The sequence below is a fragment of the Microcystis protocystis FBCC-A270 genome (genome assembly GCF_050500235.1).
GTDB lineage: Bacteria > Cyanobacteriota > Cyanobacteriia > Cyanobacteriales > Microcystaceae > Microcystis > Microcystis ichthyoblabe_A.
The window spans coordinates 4755862-4769288 of the sequence record NZ_CP191407.1; the positions used below are offsets into that span (position 1 = coordinate 4755862).

12 protein-coding genes and 1 pseudogene are annotated in these 13427 nt (G+C 43.5%); 8 read left to right on the forward strand and 5 right to left on the reverse strand.

The window, feature by feature from the left end; translation table 11 throughout:
• Positions 1-16 precede the first annotated feature (16 nt).
• Both ACQY1X_RS23250 and murD read right to left on the reverse strand, forming a co-directional pair.
• Entirely contained in the window at positions 17-2644 is a 2628-nt protein-coding gene (locus tag ACQY1X_RS23250) for a glycoside hydrolase family 10 protein (protein ID WP_430013644.1), read from the reverse strand.
• A 156-nt stretch (positions 2645-2800) separates the two neighbouring features.
• The gene (murD, locus tag ACQY1X_RS23255) at positions 2801-4150 is read right to left on the reverse strand and encodes a UDP-N-acetylmuramoyl-L-alanine--D-glutamate ligase (RefSeq protein WP_002795100.1); all 1350 of its coding nucleotides are present in this window, start codon (positions 4148-4150) and stop codon (positions 2801-2803) included.
• 171 nt (positions 4151-4321) lie between these two features.
• Between murD and ACQY1X_RS23260 the strand changes: the two genes are divergently transcribed.
• From ACQY1X_RS23260 to ACQY1X_RS23280, 5 genes and pseudogenes are all read left to right on the forward strand, one after another.
• Positions 4322-4582 carry a ribbon-helix-helix domain-containing protein gene (locus tag ACQY1X_RS23260; protein WP_002739380.1) on the forward strand — a complete coding sequence of 87 codons (261 nt, stop codon included), beginning with the start codon at positions 4322-4324 and terminating at the stop codon, positions 4580-4582.
• 2 nt (positions 4583-4584) lie between these two features.
• A pseudogene (locus tag ACQY1X_RS23265) lies at positions 4585-4884 on the forward strand (type II toxin-antitoxin system RelE/ParE family toxin).
• A gap of 203 nt (positions 4885-5087) precedes the next feature.
• Complete coding sequence (locus tag ACQY1X_RS23270) at positions 5088-6200, forward strand: DUF3747 domain-containing protein (RefSeq protein ID WP_430013645.1); 1113 nt, start codon at positions 5088-5090, stop codon at positions 6198-6200.
• A gap of 139 nt (positions 6201-6339) precedes the next feature.
• Positions 6340-7465, forward strand: a protein-coding gene (gene prfB, locus ACQY1X_RS23275; RefSeq protein WP_192575066.1) for a peptide chain release factor 2 whose coding sequence is annotated in 2 segments (ribosomal slippage) — positions 6340-6411 and positions 6413-7465 — 1125 coding nt in all. Because the reading frame shifts where the segments join, the coding sequence is not laid out codon by codon here.
• Positions 7466-7536: 71 nt separating this feature from the next.
• Entirely contained in the window at positions 7537-7788 is a 252-nt protein-coding gene (locus ACQY1X_RS23280) for a hypothetical protein (protein WP_002739055.1), read from the forward strand.
• Positions 7789-7883: 95 nt separating this feature from the next.
• Here the strand turns inward: ACQY1X_RS23280 and hemH are convergent, their stop codons facing one another.
• Positions 7884-9047 carry a ferrochelatase gene (hemH, locus tag ACQY1X_RS23285; RefSeq protein WP_002738693.1) on the reverse strand — a complete coding sequence of 388 codons (1164 nt, stop codon included), beginning with the start codon at positions 9045-9047 and terminating at the stop codon, positions 7884-7886.
• A gap of 119 nt (positions 9048-9166) precedes the next feature.
• On the opposite strand from hemH, the gene ACQY1X_RS23290 reads away from it, so the two are divergent.
• The 3 genes from ACQY1X_RS23290 (at position 9167) to ACQY1X_RS23300 (ending at position 12335) form a co-directional block, all read left to right on the forward strand.
• Positions 9167-9790: a class I SAM-dependent methyltransferase gene (locus ACQY1X_RS23290; RefSeq protein WP_002738717.1), complete on the forward strand. Its 624-nt coding sequence runs from the start codon at positions 9167-9169 to the stop codon at positions 9788-9790.
• 116 nt (positions 9791-9906) lie between these two features.
• A complete protein-coding gene (locus tag ACQY1X_RS23295; RefSeq protein WP_002756104.1) occupies positions 9907-10461 on the forward strand; it encodes a YqeG family HAD IIIA-type phosphatase in 555 nt (184 codons plus the stop codon).
• 878 nt (positions 10462-11339) lie between these two features.
• Entirely contained in the window at positions 11340-12335 is a 996-nt protein-coding gene (locus ACQY1X_RS23300; protein ID WP_002747787.1) for a LysR family transcriptional regulator, read from the forward strand.
• A 40-nt stretch (positions 12336-12375) separates the two neighbouring features.
• On the opposite strand, the gene ACQY1X_RS23305 is transcribed toward ACQY1X_RS23300, so the two are convergent.
• Together ACQY1X_RS23305 and ACQY1X_RS23310 are read right to left on the reverse strand one after the other, a co-directional pair.
• Positions 12376-13041, reverse strand: a complete 666-nt coding sequence (locus ACQY1X_RS23305) for an ImmA/IrrE family metallo-endopeptidase (RefSeq protein ID WP_002778352.1) — start codon at positions 13039-13041, stop codon at positions 12376-12378.
• Positions 13042-13046: 5 nt separating this feature from the next.
• Complete coding sequence (locus tag ACQY1X_RS23310) at positions 13047-13403, reverse strand: helix-turn-helix domain-containing protein (protein ID WP_002738811.1); 357 nt, start codon at positions 13401-13403, stop codon at positions 13047-13049.
• Positions 13404-13427: the final 24 nt, after the last annotated feature.

Genomic DNA, 13427 nt, shown 5'->3' on the forward strand with positions numbered 1-13427 from the left:
AATTCTGCACGACTACTTAAAACTCAACCCTTTGACCATAACTTAGGAGACTTTGTAGGGTTGCGAGGCGATTTTCCCAGACTTGTATTTGATAGGCAGATAAATCTTTTTGTCTGGACATCACAGATTTAAATTGATAGCTAAATCGCTTTAGAGCATTTTGAGTTAAAGTCAAATTGCGAGGGCTGGGATTATTAGCTAATTGCTCTAATAGATTAGCCATTTCGTCCACTTCTTGCCCCCAAGTTTTTAAGGTTCGCTCCTCCATTGCCCATAAATTATTAACTATTAAAAAACTCCACTCTTGACGCAGAGAATTAAACCGCGCTGCTGCCGTTTTAAAGGGTTGACGGTGGGGTAAAGGTTCAGCTTTTTTCGTAATTATCGATCCCTGAATGCGATTAAGAATTGTTTGCAGGTTGGGATTGAGATTTTCTGTGGCAAAAAGAGCGAATCCCGAAGTGGGAAGATTGCGAATAAATTGTAGTTGATCGATGGTGACTTGATCGGGTACTTTTAACAGACGGATACCGGGTATAATCAGAGCATTTCCTGCAATTTGGCGATCAAATAAAGACTGGGTTTTATCTTCTAAAGTCCCTGTATCGAGAGCATAAGTCATTAAAAATATTATATCTATCCATTGATTTTGTCCCCATTCTTCCCAGTTTTGCTGAATACGATATAACCGTTCTTTTTGTTCTAGGGGAAACACCGCCGCCGACATTTTTAATTGGGGGCGAATCTGTTTTAAACGAGTAGAAACCTGGGAGACAAAAGTATCAACCTGACGGATTTTAAAGCTAGTCCATTGTTCCCATAAAGCACCCCGGGGATTTAAAGTAATGGGATCAACTCCTGTCATTTGTTTAAATAACCAACGGCTGGATTTACCATAACCATAGGTTTGATTAGAATCTTGACTCTGGAAAGGATAACGAATATAATCTAACTGCAAGCCATCCACATCGTAATTCTTGACAATTTCCTCGTAAAGAGATAAAAGATAGTTCTGTACTTCGGGATTAGCAGGATCAAAAAAGGCCTTTTTCGTGCCTTGACTGTAATCAAAAGAACCACCACTTTTATTAGTTGCACCCCAATCGGAATTACGCGATAAAACTGGACCGAGATAATTTAATGGTTGCTCTAATACTTTATTATGAGCTTGATTAGCCGCCGCAAAAACCCACACCCAGGCGTGGATTTCCATATTGCGTTCATGGGCTAATTTAACGGCAACTTTGAGGGGATCCCAACCTCTAGTTAAAGGGTTTTGTTCGGGGGCAACTTGACTGGGATAAATAGTATAACTAGCATTAACTGTCTCGAAAAAGACCACATTAATACCCGCTGCCGCCATGCGATCGAATACTTTAGCTAAATCCTCCTCGTTTTTAGCTTGTACGATCGTGCCTCGATCTAACCACATTGCTCGTATTTCTGGTTGGGCAAATTGTCGATTAGTGGGATAATTATCCCAAAGATTTCGCCGCGCTTGTAACCAATATTCCCGCGCTTGGGTATAGTCCCCCTGAGCGATTAAATTCTGAAAATTATTTAAGGTTCCTTGGGCATTTTCTAGGGCTAAACGGAATCGTCTCGCCCCATCCGAGGTGGGGGAATTTTTTGCCCGATTATGAAATGCTTGTGCTAGGGATTTATCGGTAGTTAAAGTGTTATTATTACTGGCTTCTAAAGCTAAGAGAGTCGCCCCATAACGCCCGATTAATCCCTGCAATTCTGCCGTCATCTGGCTAATTTGTTGAGAAGTTAGGCTCGCTCTGGGGGGAATTGCCTCGGTACTCGGACTTAATCTCGCCGTTTCCCTGGGGGGATTTTCTGCAATCTGGGGTAGAGGGCGACGGGGTGCGGTCGCCATTGGTGTATTATTAATATTATTAACTATTGTTGATTGCCCTTGACAATAGGGCGCAATTGTGCTAGGAGAAGAACTGCGATTAATGCCGTAGCGTTGCAGAGCGGTTTCTAGCCAAGCGCTATCGAGGGCGAGATTAGCCACGGCATCGCTGCCCCAGCGCCAACCGAGAAAGATCGAGTTATTATTGAGGACAACGGCAGGGGGATTATTGCGCGCTCCCCAGACGGCTACGGTTTGGCTATTAATTCCCGTGGGGATAACCACACCACCGAGGAGACTGCTGGCTAAAGGTTTTTGGTTTTTCAGTTCACCTAAATTAGTCGGTCGCAGGGTGTAAGCTTGAGGGTGGGGATAGGCCCAGTAAGCCCCGAATAGCGATCGCAGTTGATTCCGCACAGCAGGTTCCGAAAGATTTCCCGCCGGACCGGTGACGATAATTTTACCACCGCGATTCAGCCAACGACTCAAGACACTAGCTTGTAAACCGGAAATAGTCTCGACGTTGGGGATGATTAGAACCTTAATTTTATTCAAATCCGCGTCGCTTTGCCACTGATTACTCTGGAGAATGCAGTAATTAACCCCGACATTTTGCAAACGATTGGTTATATCTGTCCATTGATTGGCATTTTCCTGACTTTTTAACACTGCCACTGGTGTCGCTAAAACTGGGATTGGTAGCAAGACACCCACACAGGACAAAAGACAGACAATTAGGGGCTTGTTAAAAAGATGATCACGACGGAAGGACGATCCCAGCACGTTTTTTTCTCTTAATTTTTTTGGTTAACTCCTCCTGATCTTACCCAACTTAGCCAAAAAATAGTATCTTTGGCAACAAAAATTACGTCTTAGCCGTCCGCAACGGGGTTTTAGGGTTTTAGTTGAGTTTCCCCACTTCCCCATTCCCCCATCTCCCTACAACTGTAAGGACAATTGCCGAAAGTGATCGCCGCGATGTTCAAAACTTTGGTATTGGTCAAAACTAGCGCAAGCTGGGGATAATAACACCACTTTAGCCTCTTTTGCCAGTCCTAATTCAGCCGCACGTTGAACTGCCCTGTCCATCGTCTCTACACATTCATAATCTTGATAACCTGCTGACTGTAAACGACGGGCAAAATCGGCGGCAGCGTCACCAATCAGCAGCACAGTGGCGACTTTTGCCTTAATTTCAGCGATCCAAGCCCGATCATCCCCTGCTTTCGCTTCTCCTCCCGCGATTAAAATCGCTGGACTAGGGACTGATTGTAAACCCACGGCGGCGGCATCGTAGTTAGTTGCTTTACTATCATTAATAAAGTCTAGTCCTTTATGAGTACAAATGTACTCTAAGCGATGGGCAACCCCGGGGAAAGTGGCGATCGCTTCGGTAATGGCTTTTTTCTCGATTCCTGCCAATCTAGCGGCGGCCACAGCCATAAGCAAATTCTGCTGATTGTGACTACCCACCATTTTCAGGAGATTAACCGGGGCAATTAACTCCCCAAAAGCCACGATCCAGTTATCTTGCAGATAAACACCACGACTAGGATCGCCCAAAAGCGCCTCTTTGCCTTTCACAGAAGTCCAGTAAGCTTGTTGCCATTGACTAACACCGATTTGACGCAGATAGGGATCATCACCGTTGAGGATTTGGCGATCGCTTCTTTGCAGTAAAGAGGCTTTAATCTGATAATAATTTTCCAGGGTTTGATGACGACTGAGGTGATCGGGGGTAAAAGTTGTCCAGATGCCGATTTTCGGCGCTAAATCCCGACTGGACTCGATCTGATAACTACTAATCTCCGCAATAATCCAATCGTATTTATCGGCTTTTAAAGCCAATTCACAGGCAGCATAGCCGATATTACCGCAGGAAGGGGCATTTAACCCCGCTTTTTGAAAAATAGCGGCACAGAGGGCGGTGGTGGTGGTTTTACCGTTAGTTCCCGTAATCCCCAACCAAGGGGAAGATTGCAGATAACGCCAAGCTAATTCTAATTCTCCGATCGTCTCGATGCCTTTTTCTCTGGCAGTAATTAAAATCGGGGCATCCCAAGGCACGCCGGGGCTAACCACGATAAGATTAGGCAAGTCTGAAGCCTCTAGACTGAGATTTTGACCAAGATTGACCATAATTCCTTCTCTTTCCAGATTGGTTTGCAGTGCTTGTAAACTGGGAGAATCAGAGCGATCGCTTAATGTCACCTGCCAACCATCCCGTTTTAAGCATCTTGCCGCTGCTATTCCCGATCTTCCCAATCCAATAATCGCCGCTTTCGCCATCTTGTTGCCACTCTACTCAAGAGTCAATTTTTCGCAATCTCTATCCTACTGTGGATTGTTACCTTATTTCTGCCCCTAGATCAGCGATAATCTTAGTCTATTCTGTCTGCTCCTTGCAGTATAATAAAATGGAATGCTTATAATTTAGTCCTTAAACTAACAAAAATTAGTATGAATATTCAACTAAAACCAAATCAAGAAAAATTTATCGAAGAACAGTTAAAAAGTGGCAGATTTGATAATGTAGAGCAGCTCATAGATACCGCTTTACACTTGCTGTCCAACATCAATGAAGATTATTTAGAATGGCGAGAAGAAACCGGTCATCAAATTGATATTGCTGTAGCTGAATTAGACAATGGGGAAGGATTAGAGGTCGAAACAGTTATCAACAATATTTTAAAAAAATTTCAGAAAGAGCGTCAATCCTAATCATGAATCGTTATATTATTGCCCCATCAGCCAGTCAAGATTTAAACAAGATTGCTGATTATTTTTTAGCGGTAAACGTGGAAGCTGGGGAAAAACTATTGATAAAATTTTCCCAAAAGTGTCAACAATTAGCACAATTTCCCAATTGAGGACGTAGTTACAGTCATATTAGATCGTCCTTGAGAGGGTTGCCTTTAGATGGATATATTATTTTCTATCGAGTTACTGATGACACAGTAGAGATTTTAAGAATAGTTAGCGGTCGTCAAGACTTAGAAGCTTTATTCTCCGAGATAAAATAAATCCCTAGCAAAAATCCAGCAGAATTGAGCAGACTCCAAGACCTTTCAATTGGCCTGATTGCCTTTCCTAGCTGATGGCTGAAGGCTGACGGCCGACGGCTGAATTATAAAACTATTTCCCCTAGGAAAACAAAATTCTCTGACTTGCGTCTAAATCGATAAAATAAATGCAAGTACGATCCCCATAACAAGGCTCCCTATTTATGAATCTAAAATCATCCCTAAAATTTACCCTACTGTTTTCACTTCTGGGGGGTTGTCTCCTGACGACACCCAGTCAAGCAACTCTCTTTGAACAACGAGAAGTTAATCAAGAGGATTTTATCGCTATTGCCCGTCCCTACGGTAACGGTAAATACGATTTGCTGATTTTGCAACAAATTCCCAGAAAACGCCAATGTTGGGCGGTAAATGGCAGAGAACCGACCATTGTTCAGCCTCTCCTCCTCGATTTCGATTTTACCGGCAGTTGTGAACGAGCCACCGACAGTAACGGTTATTCCCTTCGCATTCAGGGCAAAGATTACGGTTTAGAATACCTGCTGCGTATCGTACAACGCAACGGGGAATTAGTCCTCGTGGGAACTCCCCGCAATCCCAGACAATCAGAGGTAATTATTGGACGGACAAAAGGTTTAGGGACCGGTTTAATCCAAATTTATCTCATCGATGGCTGGCGCTTTACTAAACGCAGTCTAGCCGGTCAAAATCTCAGTCATATCTATCTAACTGCCGATAGTCCCAGTTTCAATCCTCCCCCGGAATTACTCGCGGGTAATAGTTATTCCCTCCCCAGAGAATCCGTCAAAGCAGAAACACCGGTTAATCCTTCCGGTGATCCCGAAGTGCGAGAATATACCTTTACCGCTGCAGAAACAGCAGTAGAGAGCAATCCTCAGCCAGTGGCCACTAATCCGGTACCAAAGCCAAATTTAACCCCACCGTCCCCAGTTACCCCTAATTTACCCCCCCTAACTCCTCCCAATTCCCAGAATACTAATGCAATTGTACCACCACCGCCGCCGCGCAACCTAGGCAATCAGAGAAGTTTATCGGATGTGATTACTTTTAATCGACCAGCTGCTAATCCCAGTAGTGGTAATATGAGCAATAGTGGCCGCCAAGGTTTTAAAGTAGTAATTGAAGCCAAAACCGAGAGCGATCGCAGCAAAGTTCGTTCTCTCTATCCCGACGCTTTCCCCACTTCCTACAAAGGTCGTTCCCTCTGGCAAATAGGCGCTTTTAGCAGTCGTGATAAGGCTGAAAACGCTTTACAAAGTCTTGCTCCCCTGCGCGGATCGATCGTACCATTTTAGCCGTTAAAAATTGTTAGATGCCCCCCTTATTAAGGGGGGATTAAGGGGGGATCGGCCCCCCGTTTATCAAGGGGGACGGGGGAGATCAAAGGCAAAATCTATCGTCTATTTAATTATAACCACTTACTTAACTGATAACATGGAAATATCGGAACTAAAAAAAGGTATCGAGATAGTAGGATCGCGCCTGGGTAAAACCCAGGACTATCTTTGACTTACCCACTTTAAAGGCCAAAATTAAAGACTTAGAACAGGTGGCAGCCGTCCCCACTTTTTGGGATAATCCCGATACTGCTCAAAAAACCCTGCAAGAACTAAACGAATGTAAATCTTCTTTAGAAACCTATCAGGGTTGGTGTGAACAATTAGAAGATACCAAGGCAATTATCGAGTTATTAGAATTAGAATCCGATCGAGCTTTACTAGAAGAAGCAACGGACAATTTAACTCATTTACAGCATGACCTCGATCGCTGGGAATTGCAACAGCTTTTAAATGGTCCATACGACGCAAAAGGAGCGGTTTTAACGATTAATGCGGGGGCCGGGGGAACCGATGCCCAAGATTGGACAGAAATGCTCCTGAGAATGTATTCTCGCTGGGCCGAGAAACAGGGTTATAAAGTCACTTTAGCGGAAATATCAGAAGGAGATGAAGCGGGAATTAAATCGGTGACAATTGAAATTGCTGGAACTTATGCTTACGGTTATCTAAAAGGAGAAAAAGGCACCCATCGGTTAGTCAGAATTTCCCCTTTTAATGCTAATGGTAAACGTCAAACCAGTTTCGCTGGGGTGGAAGTGATGCCAATTTTGGGCGATGATGCGGTGAGGGTAGAAATTCCCGATAAAGATTTAGAAATTACCACCACTAGATCTGGGGGAAAAGGTGGACAAAATGTTAATAAAGTGGAAACTGCCGTGCGTGTAGTTCATCTTCCCACAGGTATCGCTGTACGTTGTACCCAAGAGCGATCGCAATTACAAAATAAAGAAAAAGCCCTAGCTTTATTAAAGGCGAAATTGTTAATTATTGCTCGGGAACAACAGGCTCAAGCGATCGCTGAAATTCGCGGCGATATGGTGGAGGCCGCTTGGGGCAATCAAATCCGTAACTATGTTTTTCATCCCTATCAATTGGTTAAGGATCTCCGTAGTAATGTGGAAACCACCGATGTTACTGGGGTAATGAATGGGGATTTAGATAGCTTTATTGAAGCCTATTTACGTTTAGGGGGGAACAGTGCGGGTTATACTGATTCCTAAGATGAGAGCAGCTCTATTTTCTTACAAATTCTGTTCTTATGCTATTTGTCCTCTACTAAGAAGAAAAATCAATGGTTATTATCGAGATTACCAATGTGGAAGAAATATTGAGCGCAAAAATTGGCTCTTTCGCTGCTAAAATCGTCCAAGCTCTAGCAGATGATGAGGGGAAAGTGGAAGAGGTTCTCATCAAAGAATTACAGGCTAATTTTCAGGAAAGGGGGATTAAAGCTAATCTGTTTAGCGTCACTGGGTTAGATATGCTCGGCAATGGTAGGCTAGAAGTTAACGTTAATGTTCGTTCTGCTAATATGATGTCCTAAGAGAAGATAAAATCGCCAAAGGTTGGGTTAAATATAGTTAAACCCAACCTTATTTTGGTAGTTACCATCAAAAGCAATGGCAACGAAGCTTGAGGTTATAATAAACCAACAAAATGTAACGGTCCTTGACCGGTAATTAATTCGATAATAATTGCCAGAAAACCGATCATCGCTAATCGACCATTCCACACCTCGGCTGCCGTTGTCATCCCCCATTCCCAACGTTCCTGGGGATACATTTTCATATTCGCTTTCGGATGGGTAATTTGCTCGAAAGTGGTGGGTTTTTCCTCTAGGGATTTGACCACTAACTGGGAGAGAGATTCGATAAACATCGGGTGAGTGTTAAGAGCCGGTACTCGCTGAAAATGTTCAATTCCCGCTTCTTCCGCCACTTCTCGGTACTCTATATCGATTTCTTGCAGGGTTTCGATGTGTTCCGAGACAAAGCTAATCGGCACGACCAATAAATTCTTAATTCCCTGCTCTCCCAACTCTTTTAAAGCATCTTCAGTATAGGGTTTTAGCCATTCCACCGGACCGACGCGACTTTGATAGGCTAAAGTGTACTGATTGGGTCGGTTTAGAGTACGCATGATCGCCCTAGTGCATTCTTCAATTTCCCTTTGATAGGGATCTCCCGCTTCCTCCACATAACTTTGGGGGACACCATGGGCGCTAAAAAAGATATGTACTTGGTCAGGATTAGCACACTGCTCTAATTCTCGCGCAATCAGATCGGCCATAGCACTCAGATAAGTGGGATGATCGTACCAAGAGGGGATGAGAGTATATTCCGTTAAACGCAGATAGGGATCCTGCTGCCACATTTCCTCCAGCACACGAAAACTGGAACCACTGGTGCTGATGGAAAATTGGGGATAAAGGGGGAGAATAACTAATTTTTTGATATGGTCTCGTTTAATCCGCTCGATCGCTTCTTCGGTGAAGGGATTCCAGTAACGCATCCCGATATAAACGCTCACCTCGCGGCCCATTTCCGCGAGACGTTGTTGCAGTGCCGTGGCCTGTGCTTCCGTAATCTTGAGTAAAGGGGAGCCACCACCAATCTGACGGTAATTTTCCTGGGATTTACTCGCTCTTAGCGTCGATATTAACCAAGCTAACGGTTTTTGTAATCCTTTGATCGGTAAACGGATGATCTCTGGGTCAGAAAAAAGGTTAAATAGAAAAGGACGCACATCCTCTAACCGCTCCGGCCCACCCAAATTTAATAATAAAACCCCAACGCGACCCATAGTGTTAACAGATAATTTTTAAATTTTCAGATTCTTTACCAAGTTTAACAATATATCGGTGGAACCGTTAAAACAAATTACAGGCTACAGAGAACTTAATCAAATTTTGGAGGTTGATCTTGGCTACTATTTTACGTCCCCTCAGTTATCAATATCAATGGCTTTACGATGGTATCTCCCGTCTGGCTGCCCTAGCAGTGGGTGGGGAGTCCTGTTTTCGGCAATTAGCTCTAGAAGGTTTAAAAATCGCTAAAAATGACCCTATCCTCGATCTCTGTTGTGGTGCGGGTCAAACCACCCGTTATTTAGTCCCCCTATCCGATCACTGTACCGGTTTAGATGTCTCTCCTGTGGCTCTGGAGCGAGCTAGTTTAGCGGTGCCGCAAGCGCATTATGTGGAGGGATTAGCCGAAAAAATGCCCTTTAATGCCGGAGAATTCGCCTTTGTGCATACTAGCGCCGCTCTCCACGAAATGGAACCAGAGCAGTTAGAGGAAATTCTTAAAGAAGTGTATCGAGTTCTCAGACCGGGGGGAATTTTTGCCCTCGTGGATTTTCATCGACCCACTAACCCGCTTTTTTGGCCTTCTTTAGCCCTATTTTTGCAATTATTTGAAACCGATACCGCTTGGCAGTTTATCGATCGGGACTTGATCCGATCTTTACAGGCGATCGGTTTTCGTGATTGTCAACAAAAATTATACGCTGGTGGCAGTTTACAGGTGATTCAAGCGGCCAAGTGAAGAGATAGGCCAGGCAAGATTTTCAGGGGCAGTCGGTCATTTATACTAAATAAGGCAACGGTTTTTTAATCAAGCTGAGTTCGATCGACTCGCTGCCAGTTATTTTTGAGAAGTTAATGACTAGAGCAAAAATTCTACAACCCGATTTAATTTTAGGGGATACGATTCTCGGTCTCACTCCGGAGATTTTGAGTCAGCATCAGATTAAGGGATTGATTCTCGATGTGGACGATACCCTTGTTCCCCTTCAGGAAACGACGGTTTCTGACGATTTACAGCGTTGGGTCGATTCCTTGCGTCTTTATCTACCGATTTGGTTGGTAAGCAATAATCTCAGTGAAAATCGCATCGGTGCGATCGCTGATAATTTACAACTTCCCTACCTTCTCGGTGCGGTGAAACCCTCTCGACGCAAACTCCGGCAAGCGATGGCAGCCATGGGACTCCCCCCCCAACAAATTGCTATGGTTGGCGATCGCTTGTTTACCGATGTTTTAGCGGGAAATCGTCTGGGAATGTTTACCATTCTGGTGAAACCAATGGTAAATCCCTTGACGGGGGGGGCAGCTTATCCAATCCACGATTTTGAGGTGTGGGTATCACAAATTCTCGGCGTTTCCCTGCATCCGCAGCATTACTTAATAAAACCTGACCAATCCTCACAAAAGTAAATATTAAAAAATACTTAACTATAGAGGTAAATGGCGAAAAGTAGGAAATACTATAGAGAATTTGAAATGAGGTCAGCCGAGATAAAGACCTTAACGAAAATATGGCACGGGAATTCCCCACCCTGAGCAAGCGCACTGGTGGGGATCCCCCGACCGCCTTGTTTACCTCCGATCAAAGCCTGTACTATAATAGACCTCTTGTAAAAATCAAAAATCTTCCCTTAGGTGAGGAGCCAGTAGTCAGTATTCAGGAGAATTAAGAATGAGAATTAATCAATTAAATGCTCTGTTTAGGGATTTTATGCAATTTTACGCCTATTTTTCTCATTTTTGAACTCTCAAAAATTAATTAGGCAAGAACTCTCATCTCAAAAGCTTAGTCAAGTGATGGGAGCAGTCTGGTGGTGGGATTATCTCAGGTAGCTCTCAACCAGGTTTGACCAAAGCTCAAAAACGAAGAAAAAACAGCCTGGTTAGGAGAATGTTACTCGCAGGTTTTGCAGCCAACGACTATTTAGGCATTGAGAATAAATAAACTTTACAGATAAAACTCCTTCTACCCTTTTGAGAAAAGGTGAAACAGGATTAAGTGTAAAACTTATTTATGCTTACTGCCTAACGATTAAGTAGTATGTAAAAGTCAACCCGATAATTGCTGAGGCAGCCTTTTTCAGTTATCAGTTCACTGATAACTCGCATCTGATAACTGGTAACTGATTACTGATTCAGGGCTGAGGACTAAAATAAGCGATCATCGAACTAGCTGAAGTATTGATCCCCGTGGTGTGGTACTGTCAATTCAGTGTATTTATCTGCACTGACTTAAGATTTGTCGCTGTTGTCATCCCCTTCTCCTGTCGATGTTTTTGAGGCTTTCTATGACCGACATTCCTTTCACCCTAGACCAACTGAGAATTCTCAAAGCGATCGCTGCTGAGGGAAGCTTTAAACGGGCGGCAGATACCCTGTATGTATCCCAGCCGGCGGTCAGTCTTCAGGTACAAAACCTCGAAAAACAGCTAAATGTGCCGTTATTTGACCGAGGCGGTCGGAAAGCTCAATTAACAGAAGCGGGACACCTACTCTTAAACTACGGCGAAAAAATTATCACTCTCTGTCAAGAAACCTGTCGGGCGATCGAAGATCTACAAAATCTGCAAGGGGGAACCCTAATCATCGGTGCTTCCCAAACCACGGGGACTTATCTTCTTCCCCGCATGATCGGACTGTTTCGGCAAAAATACCCAGAAGTATCCGTACAGCTACAAGTTCATTCCACCCGTCGCACCTCTTGGGGTGTTTTTAACGGTCAAGTGGATTTAGCCATTATCGGGGGAGAAGTTCCCGCCGAATTACAAGAAACCCTGCGGATTATCCCCTACGCAGACGATGAACTGGCTTTAGTCCTGCCTATTTTTCATCCTCTGTCTAAGGTAGAAATGATTCAAAAAGAGGATTTATATCGACTAAAATTTATCACCCTCGATTCCCAATCGACGATTCGCAAAGTCATTGATAAGGTTTTAACTCGTTGCGAGATCGATACCAAACGCTTAAAAGTGGAGATGGAACTGAACTCGATCGAGGCGATTAAAAATGCCGTACAATCCGGTTTAGGGGCGGCTTTTGTCTCGGTGACAGCGATCGAAAAAGAACTACAAATGGGCGTGATCCACGCTACCAGAATTAAAGATGTGGAGGTACGTCGCACTTTGTCGGTAATTATTAACCCGAATCGTTATCGCTCAAAAGCGGCCGAAGCTTTTACCCTAGAAATACTACCCCAATTCTCCACCTATCCGGAATATCTGGCTGACGACCACAACTTTGAACCGATTCCTAACTCACAAACCGCCGAAATTATGAGTAAATAAGTCGATCGAGATGGGCAAAATCTTCCTCGGAACATTGAAGCTATTTCTTGGGAAAATTACTGCCGGGATAAATTACTTTTTTATCGACTTTGATCCAATGGAGACTTTCTAAACGACTTCTAAGATTAGTAATAGTTACTCCCAACTCGTCGGCGATCGCATACAGATGTCCCCATTTAGTCAAGTCACGGCCCTTGATGGCTTTCTCTAACTCACTCATCGCCATTAGTAAACAACTGGCAAAATATTGGGCTTGCCATTCAATTCTTTGGCTAGAATCAACTGTCCGACATAGAAAAGGTTGAATTGTCTCTAGGGAATCTCCCTGATTGATTCGATCCAAAAAGTTAGAGACGGCTGTTTGATTAATATGAAGGACAAAATGACCAATTTCATGGGCTAAACTCGAATTTTTAAAACCTTCTTTTGCTAGGGATGAATTTTGAGAATCTCTTAAGAATTTTACATCTTCATTGAGAATAATTTTCTTTTCTGTGGGAATAATCATTGCGGCGATTTCTCCCTCTTGATCTGGCTTTATGTCCGTCCATTCAATAGCCAAATCAAAATAATCAGCCACTGCTTCCGCAATATCGCAATTTTTTAAGGGACGACGACGATTAGCTTTTACTTTCTTGAGAATATTGTCTGCCTGAGCTTCAATCACTGTTTTGGGAATAAAACTATAGGGTTTAATAATATCCAAGATATTTACTCCTCTGGTTCTAATTTTGTCGCCTCAGAAATAATTTTTTGGGCAAAATTGGGATTGTCTTTCATGCGACGCAATAAAATTGGCATTTGCTGGTATTTTTGAACTAACTCTTTGAAGACTTTTTGATCATCTGAACTCAGTCGTCCTGCTAATTCTCCTAGAGTTTGAGCATTTAATTTTAAATGAGTCGCTAAGGACTCAATAACCTGCTGACTAGGAGGATAACCCGCATGATCATTTTCTAGCTTCGATAGATAGGTATAGTCCACCCCAATCAACTTAGCTAGTTCTCTCTGACTATATTCCTCCTCTCGACGAGCTTTGCGGATAACCTGTCCAAATGTTTCTGACACTGCTTTTCTCCCAACCGCTCAAAA